Source organism: Paraburkholderia caffeinilytica, assembly GCF_046030355.1.
In the GTDB taxonomy this organism is placed as follows: Bacteria; Pseudomonadota; Gammaproteobacteria; order Burkholderiales; family Burkholderiaceae; genus Paraburkholderia; species Paraburkholderia caffeinilytica_B.
Genome location: NZ_JAQQCQ010000014.1, coordinates 215,067 through 231,431 on the forward strand (window position 1 = coordinate 215,067; position 16,365 = coordinate 231,431).

General features: G+C 61.8%; 17 protein-coding genes and 1 tRNA gene. 6 read left to right on the plus strand and 12 right to left on the minus strand.

All coding sequences use genetic code 11. From position 1 onward, the window contains the following. Positions 1-11: 11 nt before the first annotated feature. From PQQ95_RS21795 to PQQ95_RS21805, 3 genes are read right to left on the minus strand one after another with little or no spacing between them, the layout of a single operon-like run. Positions 12-713: an NAD(P)H-binding protein gene (locus PQQ95_RS21795; RefSeq protein WP_408440507.1), complete on the minus strand. Its 702-nt coding sequence runs from the start codon at positions 711-713 to the stop codon at positions 12-14. Positions 714-762: 49 nt separating this feature from the next. Next, positions 763-1,638, minus strand: a complete 876-nt coding sequence (locus PQQ95_RS21800) for an SDR family NAD(P)-dependent oxidoreductase (protein ID WP_408440510.1) — start codon at positions 1,636-1,638, stop codon at positions 763-765. Between the two features lie 57 nt (positions 1,639-1,695). Continuing rightward, positions 1,696-2,268, minus strand: a complete 573-nt coding sequence (locus PQQ95_RS21805; protein ID WP_408440513.1) for a TetR/AcrR family transcriptional regulator — start codon at positions 2,266-2,268, stop codon at positions 1,696-1,698. Between the two features lie 448 nt (positions 2,269-2,716). Between PQQ95_RS21805 and PQQ95_RS21810 the strand changes: the two genes are divergently transcribed. Beyond that, positions 2,717-4,453: a methyl-accepting chemotaxis protein gene (locus PQQ95_RS21810; protein ID WP_408440515.1), complete on the plus strand. Its 1,737-nt coding sequence runs from the start codon at positions 2,717-2,719 to the stop codon at positions 4,451-4,453. A gap of 182 nt (positions 4,454-4,635) precedes the next feature. Here the strand turns inward: PQQ95_RS21810 and PQQ95_RS21815 are convergent. The 5 genes from PQQ95_RS21815 to PQQ95_RS21835 all read right to left on the minus strand — a co-directional run bounded on the left by PQQ95_RS21815 (position 4,636) and on the right by PQQ95_RS21835 (position 7,266). Continuing rightward, positions 4,636-4,711: transfer RNA gene (locus tag PQQ95_RS21815), tRNA-Ala, on the minus strand. A gap of 87 nt (positions 4,712-4,798) precedes the next feature. Next, a complete protein-coding gene (locus PQQ95_RS21820) occupies positions 4,799-5,149 on the minus strand; it encodes a c-type cytochrome (protein ID WP_408440517.1) in 351 nt (116 codons plus the stop codon). Continuing rightward, positions 5,146-5,940 carry a BON domain-containing protein gene (locus PQQ95_RS21825; RefSeq protein WP_408440520.1) on the minus strand — a complete coding sequence of 265 codons (795 nt, stop codon included), beginning with the start codon at positions 5,938-5,940 and terminating at the stop codon, positions 5,146-5,148. Before PQQ95_RS21825 ends, PQQ95_RS21820 begins: the two co-directional genes overlap by 4 nt. A 26-nt stretch (positions 5,941-5,966) precedes the next feature. Beyond that, positions 5,967-6,554: a phosphoheptose isomerase gene (locus tag PQQ95_RS21830; RefSeq protein ID WP_408440523.1), complete on the minus strand. Its 588-nt coding sequence runs from the start codon at positions 6,552-6,554 to the stop codon at positions 5,967-5,969. A gap of 229 nt (positions 6,555-6,783) precedes the next feature. Then, on the minus strand, positions 6,784-7,266 hold the full coding sequence (locus PQQ95_RS21835) for a YraN family protein (protein WP_408440525.1): 483 nt from the start codon (positions 7,264-7,266) through the stop codon (positions 6,784-6,786). Here PQQ95_RS21835 and rsmI point away from each other — a divergent pair. Continuing rightward, positions 7,265-8,143, plus strand: coding sequence for a 16S rRNA (cytidine(1402)-2'-O)-methyltransferase (gene rsmI, locus PQQ95_RS21840; protein WP_408440528.1), 879 nt, complete (start codon positions 7,265-7,267; stop codon positions 8,141-8,143). The genes PQQ95_RS21835 and rsmI overlap by 2 nt on opposite strands. 220 nt (positions 8,144-8,363) lie before the next feature. Here rsmI and PQQ95_RS21845 read toward each other — a convergent pair whose 3' ends face one another. Then, positions 8,364-8,966, minus strand: a complete 603-nt coding sequence (locus tag PQQ95_RS21845; protein ID WP_408440531.1) for a septal ring lytic transglycosylase RlpA family protein — start codon at positions 8,964-8,966, stop codon at positions 8,364-8,366. Between the two features lie 640 nt (positions 8,967-9,606). On the opposite strand from PQQ95_RS21845, the gene PQQ95_RS21850 reads away from it, so the two are divergent. The 3 genes from PQQ95_RS21850 to PQQ95_RS21860 all read left to right on the plus strand — a co-directional run bounded on the left by PQQ95_RS21850 (position 9,607) and on the right by PQQ95_RS21860 (position 11,426). Beyond that, complete coding sequence (locus tag PQQ95_RS21850; protein ID WP_408440534.1) at positions 9,607-10,251, plus strand: MBL fold metallo-hydrolase; 645 nt, start codon at positions 9,607-9,609, stop codon at positions 10,249-10,251. Continuing rightward, the gene (locus PQQ95_RS21855; protein ID WP_408440537.1) at positions 10,248-10,877 is read left to right on the plus strand and encodes a 3'-5' exonuclease family protein; all 630 of its coding nucleotides are present in this window, start codon (positions 10,248-10,250) and stop codon (positions 10,875-10,877) included. The genes PQQ95_RS21850 and PQQ95_RS21855 overlap by 4 nt, the downstream gene beginning before the upstream one ends. A 90-nt stretch (positions 10,878-10,967) precedes the next feature. Next, positions 10,968-11,426, plus strand: a complete 459-nt coding sequence (locus PQQ95_RS21860; protein WP_012431468.1) for an Lrp/AsnC family transcriptional regulator — start codon at positions 10,968-10,970, stop codon at positions 11,424-11,426. Between the two features lie 135 nt (positions 11,427-11,561). On the opposite strand, the gene PQQ95_RS21865 is transcribed toward PQQ95_RS21860, so the two are convergent. From PQQ95_RS21865 to PQQ95_RS21875, 3 genes are all read right to left on the minus strand, one after another. After that, the gene (locus PQQ95_RS21865) at positions 11,562-12,806 is read right to left on the minus strand and encodes a cation diffusion facilitator family transporter (protein WP_408440540.1); all 1,245 of its coding nucleotides are present in this window, start codon (positions 12,804-12,806) and stop codon (positions 11,562-11,564) included. A gap of 260 nt (positions 12,807-13,066) precedes the next feature. Further along, on the minus strand, positions 13,067-13,366 hold the full coding sequence (locus PQQ95_RS21870) for an H-NS histone family protein (protein ID WP_408440543.1): 300 nt from the start codon (positions 13,364-13,366) through the stop codon (positions 13,067-13,069). 395 nt (positions 13,367-13,761) lie between these two features. After that, positions 13,762-14,424 carry a HugZ family pyridoxamine 5'-phosphate oxidase gene (locus PQQ95_RS21875; protein ID WP_408440546.1) on the minus strand — a complete coding sequence of 221 codons (663 nt, stop codon included), beginning with the start codon at positions 14,422-14,424 and terminating at the stop codon, positions 13,762-13,764. Positions 14,425-14,548: 124 nt separating this feature from the next. Here PQQ95_RS21875 and PQQ95_RS21880 point away from each other — a divergent pair, with 124 nt between their 5' ends. Next, positions 14,549-15,760, plus strand: a complete 1,212-nt coding sequence (locus tag PQQ95_RS21880; protein WP_408440549.1) for an MFS transporter — start codon at positions 14,549-14,551, stop codon at positions 15,758-15,760. Positions 15,761-16,365 lie beyond the last annotated feature (605 nt).

The following is a 16,365-nucleotide window of genomic DNA, read 5'->3' on the forward strand; positions in this document are numbered from 1 at the left end:
GCCGCGGGTGCTCAGCCGGCGTGCAGATCGAGTTCCGGCTCGGATGCGGGGCGGCTGAGCGCGCGGATATCGGCGACTTCGAGCACCGCGCTGGGCGCACCACGGCGCACGACCGCCAGCATCGCCTGACCGATGTCTTCGGTGCTCAGAATGTAGTTGGGCAACAGCGCGCGCAACGTCGACAGGAACGGCTTGGCCACCGTGTAGAACAACCGGTAGCCGCGGGTCTTGGAACGGGCGCCGTTCAAAGGCTCGATCACGCCGGGGCGGAACAGGTAGACGGCCTTGAACGGCAGCCGTTGGAGCGCATTCTCCGTCCGGCCCTTGACCCGCGCCCACATGCTGCGGCCCTTTTCAGTGCTGTCGGTACCCGCACCGGACACGTAGACAAAAGTCATCTGCGGATTGAGACGCGCAAGCGTCTGCGCCGCGGCCAGCGTCAGATCATAGGTGAGGCGCGCATACTCGGCCTCCCGCATGCCTGCCGACGAGACGCCTAAACAGAAAAAGCACGCGTCGAAGCCCTTCAGCGATGCTTCCACCGTCCGATAGTCCATCAGGTCCGGCTGAATCAGTTCGTTCAGACGCGGATCGAGCTGGCCAGTGCGGGTGCGGCCCACCGTCTGAATCACCTCGACGTCCGGCGCGCGCAGGCATTCGCGCAACACGCCCTGCCCGACCATGCCGGTCGCGCCAAATATCAGAATCTTCATGATGCATGCTCCATGATCGCGCTCGGCCCGTCATAGCCGGCGGGCGTGCTCAGGCTTTCGCCACGGCACCCGGAAAGGCCGGCAGCGCTGTTGGCGCGGAGAAATCGGTGGCGGCACTGACCGCCTGCCACGCCTCGGCGCTCGCAGCGCGCGCCTTCTCGCCTTCGCCGGCGTAATGCAATGCATCACTGCCCAGCAGGAGATGCGCCGGCAACGGAGTGTGATACGCGAGCTGCAGCACCACTTGCGCAACTTTCGCAGGATCGCTGGCTTCATGGCCAACGTACTGGGACAGCATATCCGCGATGGCGCCGACCGACGGCACATAGTCCGGCAGCAACTCCGGCATCGCGCCGCTCGCCTCGGTACCCCACTCCGTTTTCATGCCGCCGGGCTCGAGCGCAATGACGTGGACGCCGAACGGCGCGAGTTCCTGGCTAATCACCTCCGTGAACCCGCCGACCGCCCACTTCGCCGCCTGATAAGCGCTCAAACCCGCGATCCCGATACGACCGCCCACCGATGAGATCTGGATCACGTGACCCGCCCGCTGTTTCCGCAACACCGGAAGCGCCGCGCGCGTGACGTTAACCACACCATAGAAGTTGGTGTCGATCTGCGCACGGAAATCGTCTTCGGTGGTTTGCTCGAACGGCGCAAGGTGACCGAAACCCGCGTTGTTGACGACCACATCGAGCCTGCCGAAAGCATCGACGGCAGCCTGCACAGCCACGCGAGCCGCCGCCGGGTCCGTGACATCCAGCGCAACCGCCCGCACCTGTTCGCCATAGCGTGTCAGCAGATCCGCCAACTGGCGCGGATCGCGCGCTGTAGCAACCACCCGCTCACCGGCACGTAACGCCGCTTCGACAATTTCGCGCCCAAGCCCACGAGCACTTCCCGTAACCAGCCAGACCTTCGACATAGTGCGCTCCTTCCATTTAAAATGAGCAAGCAATCACTCATTAATTAGACAAAAAATTTAGTTCTGGGCAATCGCGTGCCAGAACGCTTCAAAGCCGGCCTTGCGATAACGGTCGGCATTGGCCGGTTCGCGAGCGATGAAATCCATGGTGGTTTCGGCCAGCGCCGCCATGATCGCCGACAGGAAAGCCGGCGGTTGATCGCGTAATGCACCACTCGCCACGCTTGCCTGAATCATTGTGTTGATGTCCGCGAAGGACTCCATGCCGGTTGCACGCGTACAGTCGGTCAGGCGCTCCGACACGGAGAGTTGCGCCATCGCCCGGCGTTTTTGCGGTTGCGCCACGCCCCAGTCGACAAATTTGTTCCACACGTGCTGGGCGCGCTCGCGCACGCTGGCTTGCTTCGGATAGGTCGTCATCATCACTTCGCGCAACTCCGCCTTGATGTCCAGGTAGAGCTGGTTCAGCAATGCGTCCTTATTGTCGAAGTACGTGAACAGCGTTCCTTCCGCCACGCCCGCAACTTTTGCGATGCGCGCGGTGGGCGCGCCCAAACCCTGCTCAGCAATGACCTCAGCGGCAGCTGCAAGGATGGCGTTACGTTTGTCTTCGCTTTTCGGACGGGCCATACGGATTGCTTCGACTACCGGCAATAAATGAGTGATTGCTCAATCATAGCTGGGAGCGTCCCTATGTTCAAGCCATTTTGTTGCTTGATGCTTTCTCGGGCAGTTCAAGAAAATTGAAATGAAAATGTAATACTAATGTTTTCATCACGCGCCTAAATATATTCAAGTCAGCGGCAAATGATGTTTTCTTCGCGCATCGTGTGCAAGCTTAGTAGAGAAATACCCGCTATGCCTTCAGTGCTTGAGAATCCGATCCGATAACCAATAGATGGGATGCCCATTTATGCCTGACATTTGCTGCGTTTGAGCGATACGTCTTATGGAAGGCATGAAGGGTAAACCGCGCGGGGCCGCCGCGATAACCGGCGGCCAGATAGACGCTCCCATGCCCGGACCTGAGAGTCCATTGCGAACGCTTTAACGTTTCGTTATTGGAGAATAAAAAATCGTGGCACTCAACAACCTCACCATCAAGACCAAACTCATTGCCGGTTTCGGCATGTTGTCGCTCATTGTCGTCGCAGTTTCCGGCCTTTCCTTGAAGGCGCTGAGCGATTCGACCGATGGGTTTTCCAACTTCATCCACGGCATCAACGCACGCGCCGATATGGCGGTGCAGGTGCGAACCGCCGTGGACCGCCGAGCGATCGCGGCGCGTAACCTTGTGCTCGTGACCAAACCCCAGGACCTCGACATAGAGAAAGCCGACGTGACGCGCGCGCACGAAGACGTGCAAGCCGATCTGAAAAAGCTGAACGACATGATCGCTAGCGCGACCGATACGTCGGAGAAAGCGCGCAGTCTCGTCGCCGAAATCAACCGGGTCGAAGCGGCTTATGGCCCGGTTGCCCTCAACATCGTCAATCTCGCGCTCACCAACAAGCGGGACGAAGCGATCGTCGAGATGGACGAGCATTGCCGGCCGCTGCTCGCCTCGCTGATTCGTGCGACCGATGCATACGCCGACTACACGCACACGCGGCAGGAACAGTTGGTCAACGAATACACGGAACACTACGAAAACCAGCGCAATCTGCTGATTGCGATCTGCCTTATCGCGCTAGGGCTCGCCGTCGGCGCCTGCGTGGTGATCACGCGCGCAGTGACCGGACCGCTGCGTTTTGCGATCGACGTCGCGCGCACGGTGTCGGAAGGCGATCTGCGCACGCGCATCACGGTCGAGGGCCGCGACGAAACCAGCAAACTGCTGACCGCGCTGCGCGAGATGAATGAACGGCTGACGGTGACCGTCGGACGGGTGCGCGACAGCAGCACCAGCATCGCCGGCGCGGCGCGTCAGATCGCGGCGGGCAATATGGACCTGAGCCAGCGTACCGAGCAGCAGGCGGCGTCGTTGCAGGAAACCGCGTCCAGCATGGAAGAGCTCACCTCCACGGTTAAGCAGAACGCGGACAACGCGCAGCAAGGGAGCATGCTGGCTGCGAATGCGTCGTCAGTGGCGCAGAAGGGTAGCGAGGTGGTCGGTCAGGTCGTGAACACGATGCACGACATCAGCGATAGCTCGACGAAGATCGCCGACATCACGGGCATCATCGAAGGCATTGCGTTCCAGACGAACATCCTCGCGCTGAACGCGGCGGTCGAAGCTGCTCGCGCGGGCGAACAGGGCCGGGGTTTCGCGGTGGTGGCAAGCGAAGTCAGAAGTCTGGCTCAACGCTCCTCGAGCGCCGCCAAGGAGATCAAGGACCTGATCGCCACGTCCGTGGACAAGATCCGCGACGGGTCCGCGCTTGCCGGCGAGGCGGGCAAGACGATGACCGAAGTGACTCAGGCCGTCGCGCGAGTGACGGACATCATGTCCGAAATCGCGGCGGCATCGATCGAGCAAAGCCGTGGGATCGAGCAGGTCAATCTCGCGATCACGCAGATGGATAACGTCACGCAGCAGAACGCGGCTTTGGTGGAAGAGGCGGCGGCGGCTTCGCGGTCGATGGAAGACCAGGGGGAACAGTTGACTGACGCGGTGGCGTTTTTTCAGGTGAAGGATGCGGCGGCTGCGGTAGTGGTCGCTGCGGCTCCGGCTCCGGTTCCGGCTCGGCGGGAGGCGCCGCGGCGCGAGGTGGCGGTTGCGGCTGCTCCTAAGCGCGTTGCACGGGCTACGGCTGTTGCGCCGGTTGCTGCGCTGGCTACGGCGGCTGTAGATGACGGGTGGGATAAGTTCTGAACGGTGTCTGTGCGATGGCGCGTCGCTTACCTTACGGGCGACGCGTTAGCAGAAGCCGCAAGCGATGCTGAACGTGGCAGGCGATACGAGAACTGTAGCGCCAGGTAAAAACCAGCGCTAGAAATGAGAAAACCGGCGCGTAGCCGGTTTTCTCATTGATGCTGAATAGTGCTGAATCCTCTTGGTGGAGAGGAGGAGGATCGAACTCCCGACCTTCGCATTGCGAACGCGACGCTCTCCCAGCTGAGCTACCCCCCCAACGTGCAAACGATTCTAGCACAGGCATTTTGCGTTTTGCCAAGCCCCGGCTGCGGTAAAACCCGGAGGCAAAACAGCGGCAAAACATCACTTCGACGGCGCGCCAGCCAGCACCCAATCGACCACCGTGCGAATGTCCGCATCGCTCATCGATTGATGCGCCGGCATCGGAATCATCCCCCATACGCCGGAGCCGCCGTCCTTCACCTTGCGCGACAATTTTGCCGGCGCTTGCGTATCGCCCTTGTACTTCGCGGCGATCTGCTGGAACGACGGGCCGACCAGTTTGCGGTCTACCGCGTGGCACCCCATGCAGGCATTCGAGTTAGCGACGATCTGACCACGCGGTGCATCGGCCGCACGCGCCGAAGAGGCAAAAGCACCGGCCAGCGCACTCACCGTCAACATCGCGGCAACGAAAGCAACACGCCGCTTCATGGGGCCGTCGCCTTCGGATTGCCCGGATGCACTGCGTTCGAATTGCTGACCGGCGCCGGCGCCTGCTGCTCGAGCGGACGCGAACTCACCGATGAATCGGGAATCGTACCAACGGTCGGCGCACTCGCATCCGGCTCCGAAGCGGCAACCGGTGCGGTCGCCGCCGCAGCGGCAGCCGCCGCGGCTTCCTGCGGCTGGATGTACTGGAACACCTTCACGACCTGCACCACGCCCGGCACCCGGCTCGCGACGTCGGCGCCACGATTGCCTTCGTCCATCGTGACAAGCCCCATCAGATACACCGAGCCGCGTTCGGCCACGACCTTGAAGTTGTTCGCCGAAATGTTCTTCTCGGCGATCAGCGCGGTTTTCACACGCGTTTCGAGGTAAGTGTCATTCGTGCGCGACGAGAACGAGCTGGCCGGCATGATCGCCAGTTCGTTGACGATAGTGTTGACGTTGTTCAAGCCACGCACGATGGTCTCCGCGCGCTGCTTCGAGACGTCTCCCGCCACTTCGCCGGTCAGCAGCACGCGGCGGTTGAACACCGACACGTTGACGTGCGCGTTGTCGGGCAAGTTCTGGCTGATCTGCGACAGCGCCTTCACCTGCAATTCGCGATCCTCGGTCTGCGCGCCGAGCGTGCGCCGGTCGGTCGCCACCAGCGCGCCGCCGCCCGCCGCGCCGGCAACGGCGAGAAAGCAACCCTGCAACGTCGCGGACAGTCCCGCGGCGAACCCGACCACCAGCACGGTTCTCACCAGTGTCTTCTTGACGCGGAATACGCTCATCAACTAGCTCTCCTTCGGAATCAATCTCAGTCTTCGCCCAGCAACATGGCATCAATGCCGTCGCACAGACAATGGATGGTCAGCAAATGCACTTCCTGAATACGCGCGGTGCGATCGGACGGCACACAAATGTGGATATCGGTATCGCTTAGTACGTCCTGCATCCGGCCTCCGCCCTTGCCGGTGAGCGCGACCACGATCATTTCGCGCTCGTGCGCGGCCTCGATCGCGGCCAGCACATTGGCGGAATTGCCGGACGTGGTGATGGCGAGCAGCACGTCGCCCGGCTGGCCGAGGGCCCACACCTGCTTGGAAAAAATCTGCTCGAATGAGTAATCGTTGGCGATGGCGGTGAGCACGGAGGTGTCGGTGGTCAACGCGATCGCCGGCAAGCCCGGGCGCTCACGTTCGAAGCGGCCGATCAGTTCGGCGGCGAAATGTTGTGCGTCGGCCGCAGAGCCGCCGTTGCCGCAAGCCAGAATGCGGCTGCCGTTGGCAAGCGCGGCGAACATCGTGTCGATCGCAGCAGCGATCGGCATCGACAGGATTTCGAGGGCTTCGAGTTTGACTGCCGCACTGTCGCGGAAGTGTTGTTGAATGCGTTCGACTGACATCAAGTCTCTATTTTCTACCGCGAATGGACCGCACTGCGCGGCCGTGTTGTGAAGTCGTATTGCGAAGTCGCGCCGCTCTGATGAACCTTGCCGGCAACCCGGTGCGAGCGCGCAAAATACATCGCGAAATGCGCTGCTTCGTCACCGCTTTCTCTATGCCGGGGTGGTTCACGAGGCCCGCACGCGAGCGCAAGTTTATCGCACTCACGCACGTTCTCCCCGCACTGCATCAGACTTCGTCGGCGCGAAACGCGTCGCGCAGCCACACGAGCCGGCCTGCTTCGAACGCAATCACGTCGAAACGGCACGCGGGCTCATCGTGCGAATACCTGCTGCGGGTTGCCAGGTAATGCCGCGCGGCACGCACGATGCGCTGCTTCTTTTGCCAGCCGATGCTCGCGGCCGCGCCGCCGTAGTGCTGCCGTGCACGCGCGCGAACTTCGACGAACACCAGCGCGCCATCACGGTCGCGCATCACCAGATCGATCTCACCGCCCCGGCACAGCACATTGCGCGCGACGAAACGCAAACGCTGCCGCTGCAAAAACGCCATCGCACGCGCTTCGAAGGCCGCGCCGACGAGTTTGGACCCGGCAGGTCCCGAAAAGTTGTGGCCATTGGCCCGCGCGCTCACTTGCCCACCACCCGGCTCACCCGCCGCTGCGTGGCACAATGGCGGCCTCGTTCCGTCTGTCTGCGTCTTCTGCCTCATGACTCCTCTCTCCGAACTCGCGCAAGGACAGCAGTACCCTGCCGCCGCGCTCTATGTGGTGGCCACGCCGATCGGCAACATCGCGGACGTCACGCTGCGCGCGTTGCATGTGCTCGGACTGGTGGACCGCATCGCCGCCGAAGACACCCGCAACACGGGTCAATTGCTCGCGCGCTACGGTATCTCGAAGCCACTCGTCGCGGTTCATCAGCACAACGAGCGTGCTGCGGCGCTGCGCCTGATCGAACATCTGCAAGCAGGCGAACGCGTGGCCTACGTATCCGATGCGGGCACGCCCGGCATCTCGGATCCCGGTGCGAAGCTCGTCGACGCGGTGCGCGAAGCCGGCTTTCCGGTCATTCCGCTGCCCGGTGCAAGCGCGCTCGCCACCGCGTTGAGCGCGGCCGGCGACTGGGTCGCGACGTTCTCGTTCCTCGGCTTCCTGCCGCCGAAGCCCAAAGCACGCGCTGCGGCACTACAACCGCTCGTGAACCATCCGCACGCAATGGTGTTCTACGAAGCGCCGCACCGGATCGTCGAAACGGTGCAGGCGTTGGCCGACGCATTCGGTGGCGAGCGGAAGTTGCTGATCGCACGGGAATTGACGAAGTTACACGAAGCGCTGCATTGCGGCACCCTGGCCGAAGGGCCAACGTGGCTCGCCGCCGATCCGAACCGGCAGCGCGGTGAGTTCGTTCTGGTGGTGGAAGGCGCGCAGCCGGAAGCCGCGGGCGAACACGATCACGACGCGTTGCTGGGCATCCTGCTGGAAGAGTTGACGGTGAGCAGCGCGGCGAAAATTGCGGCGACCCTCACCGGCGCGTCGCGCAACGCGCTCTACGCGCGCGCGTTGGCGTTGAAGAAAGACGAGGAATAAAGCGGACCAGGATGATGTCCGCCAGCGGCTCAAGCGCGCAGCGCGAGCCAATCTCGCAAGAAATGAGCGGGCAGCATTCAGCTACGGTTGATGAGTAAAAGAAAGGGGCCGCGTGAAGCGGCCCCTTTCTTTTGGCGAACACAGCGCAACCAACAACGCAAGTTAGCGCCGCGTTGTCCGGCCTCACGAGCGCGCCAGAGGCGCGCCCGCGGCCGCTACATTACTTCTCCGCGCCCGAACCCGAGTTCGACGCCAGCGTTTCATTCAGCTCAGCGCGCGCTTCCTGCCGCGTCAATCCTTCAATTTGCACGCGCGCGGTACCGGCATGGCGCATGTCGAGCGCGGCAGCGGCGGCCATCGACAGGTCGATCACGCGGCCACGCGCATACGGGCCACGGTCATTGATGCGGACGACGACCGAGCGCGACGTGGCCGGATTGGTCACGCGAACATACGAGCCGAGCGGCAGCGTACGATGTGCCGCGGTCAGCGCGTGCATGTCGAAACGTTCGCCGTTGGCGGTGCGGCGGCCATGGAAGCCGCGTCCGTACCACGAGGCGCGACCCGTCTGATGAAAGTCCGAAACGCTGGAACTGTCGTCAGTAAGCGGCTGCGCATCGGCCAGCGACGAGCCCTGGGCGGCTGCGCCAGATGCCGGCGCGCTACCGAAAGCTTGTGGGCCGAAAGAGCCTGCCTGCGCATTCTTCGTGCTCAGCGGCGCACCGCTGTCAGACGTGCTGCTCGCGCCCGGAGGCGTGGCACAGCCGGCCAGCACAAAAAAGGCAAAAAGAGTCCCCAGACCACGGGATAACCGAGTTTTCATAAGACGTGCAATCACATTGTCGAGCCGCATCACGCGAAAAGTTGAGCGTGTTGCCTGCGACTCCGGCGGCAATGGACGACAACGCGCCGCGCAGAAAAGCGCAGTACGTCAAAGCCCGCACGCGGCTTACCCAGCCGCTACCGCACGGTTAATTTTCACGTCTGGCGCAACCTGTCCCCGGCAGCCTGACCAGACCCCACATGCCGCCATCGAACGTGGCAAACACGTTCTTGTGCGCGCAACTCAGCGCACAGGAACAGCGGCGTAGGCCCCACCCAGCGTCACGGCATTTAAGTCCGTTGCAGGCGCGCGGCGCCTGGCTGGGTAAGACGTGTGCATCGAAAGCATCGATACGTGATGGCTGCCGACAAAACGCGACAGCCCATACTTGAGTGGCAATCCGCGTGCCCATTTTTGATGGGGACGCATCGCCGTGTGGCATGCACAATTCCTTGTGCATGGAGGGCATTATACCCAAAAGAAAAATTTGGGATGACAAGCGACTGAAAACCTTGATGAATTTTCACTTCTGCTGCAAAAATGAGCAGCCCAAAGCCCGCTCCGGCGGGGCCTCCGCGCCCTCGACGAACGTTGACGAGAGGCCGGTACAATCAACGTTTTTCCAGCGGCGCCGTCATCCATGAAAGTCACCTTGATCCCCGTTACGCCGTTTCAGCAGAACAGCTCGCTGCTCGTTTGCGAGGCGACCGGACGCGCGGCCGTCGTCGATCCGGGCGGCGACCTGGATGTCATCCAGGGTGAGATCGCGCGCCAGAACGTGACGGTCGAAAAAGTATTTCTCACGCATGGCCACATCGATCACTGTGCCGGCGCCAAGACGCTTGCCACGCATTACGGCGTGCCGATCGAAGGCCCGCATCGCGACGAAAGCTTCTGGCTCGACAAGCTGCCGGATCAAAGCACGCGCTTCGGCTTTCCTGCCGCCGAGGCGTTCGAGCCGGACCGTTGGCTGCAAGACGGCGAGACCGTGCAGTTCGGCGACGAAATCCTGGAGGTCTATCACTGCCCCGGCCACACGCCGGGCCACGTGGTGTTCTTCAGCCGCGCGCATCGGCTCGCGCTGGTGGGCGACGTGCTGTTCGCCGGCTCGATCGGCCGCACGGATTTTCCGCGCGGCAATCACGCCGACCTGATACGCGCGATCCGCGAAAAACTCTGGCCGCTCGGCGACGACGTCACCTTCGTTCCGGGCCACGGTCCCACCTCGACGTTCGGCGCGGAGCGTCGCACCAATCCGTATGTCGCCGACGGAGTCAAAGCATGAGCAGCGAAATCTACGTGAGCACCGATGTCGAAGCGGACGGCCCGATTCCCGGTCCGCATTCGATGCTCAGTTTCGCCTCCGCCGCTTACACGGAAGACAAGCGGCTGATCGCCACCTTCTCCGCGAATCTCGAATTGCTCGACGGCGCCAAGCCGCATCCGGTGCAGGAAGCCTGGTGGAAAACGCAGCCGGAAGCATGGGAAGCCTGCCGTAAGGATTTGCAGGATCCGCTGGCCGCGCTGACGGCGTATGTCGAATGGGTCGAGGCGTTGCCGGGCAAGCCGGTGTTCGTGGCGATGCCGGCCGGTTTCGACTTCACCTACATGTTCTGGTACATGATGCGGTTTGTCGGCCGCTGCCCGTTTTCGTGGTCGGCACTCGACATCAAGACGCTGGCATTCGCACTGACCGGACTGCCGTACCGCAAGAACATCAAGCCACGCTTTCCGAAACATTGGTTCGACGAACATCCCCATACGCATGTCGCGCTGGACGACGCAATCGAACAGGGCGCGCTCTTCTGCAACATGCTCAAGGATCTGCGCGCGGTCCAGGCAGCCACGCTGGAGGCAGGCAAAGATGGGGACGGCTCAGGACAAAACGCCGCTGAAGAACCGGCAAATTAGGTAATCTCCCTCCTCGAGGCCGTTTTACATTGCGTTTCGTTTTCGAGACCTCTACCATGCGTTGATAGGGCGACGCCAACGGAGGCGCAGTTGACACTCGATACGTTCTCTCAAAAAATCCTGCGCCTGCTGCAGCTCGACGCACGCCGGTCCGTTCAGGAAATTTCCGACCAGGTCGGCCTGTCGAGCACCCCGTGCTGGCGCCGTATCAAGGATATGGAGCAATCGGGGGTGATCCAGCGCTACACGGCATTGCTGGATCGCGAAAAGCTAGGGCTGCATGTCTGCGCGCTCGCGCATATCCATCTCACGCGCCACACCGAGGGCGGGGTCGAACAGTTCGAGCGGGAAATCGCCACGTGCCCCGAGGTCACCGAGTGCTACAGCACGACCGGCGAATCCGACTACATCCTCAAGATCGTCGCGCCGGACATCAAGGCGTACGACAGCTTTCTGCACGAGCGTATCTTCAAGATTCCCGCCGTCGCGCAAGTGCGCACGAGCGTCGTGCTGCGTGAGATCAAATTCGATACGCAATTGCCGCTGTGAGACTGTGAAGGCATAGAGACGTGAAACCGTCTCACCGTGACGCTGTGCCGCCTTGATTTCAAACCGCGTAGTCGTCACGCGGTAAGGTAAGCAACGGTTTGCGCGCGCCGGATGATTCGGCTTGCGTAACGGCACTCACGTGGCGCCATGCGCTTGCTCAGCCTTGGTACGGGCAATCGCCTCGCCGGGTTCTGTTCCCGTCGAGACGTCGCCTTCGGCCGCCAGTGCGGTCACGCCCTGCAGCACGTTCAGTTTGCGGGCGCCGAGGCGGCGCCTGAGTGCGTCCAGATCGACATGGCCAAGATGTGCCGCAGCGCTTTCAGCAGTGCGCGAATCCGGCGCCGCCAAAACCACTTCGACATCGAGCCCCGTGCTCAGGTAGTGCATATTGACCGACGCGGCCTTCATGCCCCCGCTGGCGAACGCCGCATTGACTTCGGCGACGACCCGCTCGCGGGTCGGCAGATTGACGGGCGGGCGCGCAATCGCGTCGTTCTCCGGGTCGACATGGATTAGCGCGTCAAGCACGCGGTTGTCGGCCAGCACGCGCAAGCGCGCTGATTCCGCGATGTAGTGTCCTTCCGATACCGAAATCAGCGGGTCGACCAGAATGTGCGCGTCGACGAGAGCGAAATCACCCATCTTGCGGGTGCGCAGTTCATGCACGTCGCGTACGCCAGGCGTCGCGAGCAACAGCGCGCGCATGTCGGCGGAGGCGGCTTTGTCGAGCGCGCGGTCGGAAAGATCTTGCAGCGCGTCCCAGCCGAACATCCAGCCCATGCGCGCCACCATGAAACCGACAATCGCCGCAGCGATCGGATCGAGCAGGCGCACGCCTGCAAGGCTGCCGACAATGCCGAGCGCGACCACCAACGACGAGGCGGCATCCGAGCGTGCGTGCCATGCATTCGCAATCAGCAGGGCTGAACGCACGCGTTGCGCTTCGCGCAGCATGTAGCGAAACAGGCTTTCTTTGGAAATCAGCACCAGCATCGCGACCGCAAGCGCGCTCATATGCACGGCGGGGATACTTCGCAAATCGGCAAGACGCGTCCCGGCGCGCCACAACATACCGACGCCAACCACAATCAGCAGCGCACCCAAAAACAATGACGCCACCGTTTCATAGCGGCTGTGTCCGTAATTGTGATCCGCGTCAGGCTCGACGCCGCTATGCCGATTGGCGATTAGCACGACAAAATCGGAAATCAGATCGGCTAACGAATGGATACCATCCGCGACCAGCGCTTGCGAATGAGCAAACACGCCGATGACGATTTGCAGCGCCATCAGCACTGTATTGAGCGCAATACTGACAAAGGTACTTTTGCGCGCAACGCGATGCTTCTCGACGGACTGGACGGCGGCAGTGGAAGGCATCTCTGAAACGAAGTGAAAAGTTCAATGCCTGCATTCTACCCGGCGCATCTCGATATACGCCGGATAAACCCACAAAAAACCTTTTTAAATCAGACGCTTATCTAAACGAAAAGCATTCGCGTTCCAGTTTCATGGAGTGCATGCGACAAAGTGGCATCGCAATTTCCTGTCGGCAATAAAAAACCGCGCCCTTGACGGTACGCGGTTTTTTTCCAGCGACAGCGTGCGCTTTAGCGCTCCGCTGATTGACCGTATTACGATTACTTGATCAGAAACTTCTCGCGATCCAGACCTGCGATCCAGCGCGGCGGTTTGCCACGGCCCGACCACGTGCTGCCGCTATCCGGATCACGATACTTCGGCGCGACGCCTGCACGCGGGCGACCGGCTTTAGCAGCCTTGGCACCACGGCCACCACCGAGTTCAGTCAGCGAAATGCCGTAATCGGCCATTTTCTGCTTGATCTCATTCAGCACTTCTGCATATTCACGCGACTTTGCTTCTTCGATCTGCTTTTCGAGCTTCTCGCGCTGTGCGAGTAGTTCCTTGTAGGAAGACATAGGTTCCCTTGTGGTTTGGATAAATGACTGCCAGTCTTAAGCCGGCTTGCCCTTTGAAGTGATCATGCCTCGGAATTTGATGGCGAGATTAACACAAAATAGAAAGACTACAAAAGCGCCGTCGTAAAATTAATCCCAATCCGTTTCAAAAAATTTCACTCCGGCGCGAGGGGCGCGCAGATTCTTTCAAATAGCTAATTTCGCATTCCGCTGAAAAACAGCGTCGTGCATCAGTCATTATTGAATTAACTATCAAAAAATGAAATTTAAGATGAGAAAATCGCCCCAACATTTCACGCCATGAAAGCTTCAACATGAAACATCGGAACATATTACGCTCCCTACTCCGCCCGGTTATTGCGGCATGAGTGTTTTCCCGAAACGGCAATCAGAACTTAATTAGCGTGGCGCTGCAGGCAATCTTCGAGCGCCGCATGCAAGGTTTCGGTATTGCGTTTCGCATCGTCGAAGACGAAACGGGTGCGGACACCGTCCAGCTTCAAATCGGCGCCATATCGATCGACGCCGAGCAATTGAAGTCCGCTCGCAGCCGACGAATAACCGGCGAAGTGTTCGATTAGCGCGTCTTCTTCATCGAAGCCGAGTGGCGGCAATGGATCGAGTTCGGCACCGCCCAGCCAGCCCATCGCGCCAAAGCCGCCGATGTACCGCAGCCGTTCGAGCTTCATCGCCCAGAACGTGAAATCGCCGAGCACCAGGTACCGTTCCGCGTCCGGGTGATAACGCAGATAACGCCGCACGACTTCCGGGCTCGAGTCGACCGGCTCGAACGTGCCGAGCAAGGTGACGCGCTGGCCGCTCAGCACATCGCCGTCGGGCGCGTCGACGACCAGGAAACCGGCGCGCGGGTCGGCGTGCAGGTTATGTGTATGCTCAGCGAGCCGGCTCACCAGGATCGTCGGACGATGTTGCGGGTCCGGCGCGAACGGCAGCACCGAAGGATAAGGAAAGCCTTCCGGCTGACGCGCGTGAGTGGCGAGCGTACCGATAGCGGCCCTATGCAGCAGATGCAGCGGGGCGTGAGCGGGAATGTTCAAGTGCGTGTTCCTCGATGACTGGATATTGGATCGATCCACTCCAAGCATAAGACAGCGCGCTTCGTTAGAATCGGAATTTCGCTTTCAACGCGCTTTCTTACGCGTTCCCCTCCACGAGACTTCCGTGTCCGACCGCCCCTCCGAATTCGCAGCCCTCCCCGCAGCTCATCGCGATCTCTCAGACACCGCACGGCAGCGCGCCCGTATCGCCACGATGGCGGTGTTCTTCATCGCCGGCATGATGTACGCGTCGTGGGGGGTGCACGTGCCGACTGTGCGCGACCGCTTCCATCTGAACGCGGCAATGCTTTCGTTCGCACTGCTGGCCGTGGCCGGCGGATCGATCGGCGCGATGGCGGCAAATGCTTCGTGGATTGCGCGAGTCGGCACGCGCCGCGCCTGTCTGACGGGAGGTCTGGTGATGTCGGCGTGTGCGGCGCTGATCCTGATCGTGCCGGCTTACTGGATGTTGCTGGTCGTACTGGCCGCCTTCGGCGCGGGCATGGCCACGCTCGATGTCGCGATGAACGCGGAAGCCAGCGCGGTCGAGAAAGCGCTCGGCAAGCCGATCATGTCGGCGCTGCACGGCATGTTCAGCATCGGCGGGATGTTCGGTGCGGCGGTAGGCGGCCTCTTGTTGTCACGCGGCATGGCGCCGGCTGTGCATCTCGCACTGGCCGCGGCGGTCAGTGCGCTGGTGCTGATTGCCGCCTGCCCTTCCGTCCTGCCGCACGTGCCCCACGCCGACCATCCCGACGCCGCCACGCCGCGCGCCAACCGCTGGCGCTCTCCGGCCTTGTGGGCGCTCGGCGCGATGGCGCTGGTTGCGCTAATCGCCGAGGGCGCGATGTACGACTGGGCCACTGTTTACATGCGCGACGTCGTGTTGTCCACGCCGGCCCTCGCAAGCGCGGCCTACGCGGCGTTTTCGGGCGGCATGGCAGCGGCGCGTTTCGCCGGCGATGCCGTGCGCGCCCGCTTCGGCGCACCGCAACTGGTAATGGCGAGCGCGTCGCTTGCCTGCGCGGGGATGGTCGGCGCGCTGCTCCTGCCGAATCCGGTCGCCGCCCTCATCGGTTTCACGCTGATGGGTCTCGGGCTCGCGAACATGATGCCCGTGCTGTTTGCGGCAGCGGCGAGCGTCAAAGGCATTCACGCGGCCGAAGGGCTCGCGCATGTCGCCGGGCTGGCGTACTTCGGGCTGCTGTTCGGGCCGGTGATCATCGGCGCGGTGACGCAGGCGACCAGCTTGCCGATCGGGCTGTCCGTGGTGGCCATCTGTTCGGCGCTGATCGCGATCGCGGGTCCGAAGGTGCTGCGGCGTTTGAAGATCTGACGCAGACGCGCGCTGCTGCTGCGTCGGCGGGCGCCATGCCATATGAAAACCCACGTTTCTTGCGTTACGTTACGCGCGGCCCGGCGCGCTGATGTGTTCCCCGCCACATCGACGGCATCGACACCTTCCGCGCTTCACGAACACGCTCGCAACCTGTTGATCTGTATGGACTTCTTCTTTTCCTTGGTCAGAAAAAAACGAATGGCATAGGCCTTGCAGTTAGCTTCCCGGCAATTTTCAAAATTACGGGGGAGCAGACCATGAATCGCAATTTCAAACTGTCGGCGATCGCCATGTGCGTGACGTCGATGATCTTACTGACCGGATGCGGAAGCACGTTGACCTTGCCCAGCACCAAGGCCGGTGCGGGTAGTGGTTCCGGCGGCGGCTCGGGTAGTGGTTCTGGCGGCGGCTCGGGCGGCGGTTCTGGTTCGGGAGGCGGAACGCCGACGCCGACTCCTACACCGACTCCTACACCGACTCCGACGCCGACTCCTACACCGACGCCGACGCCCACTCCGACACCGACGCCCACTCCGACGCCGACTCCGACTCCGACTCCGACTCCGACTCCGACTCCGACTCCTACCCCGACGCCGACTCCG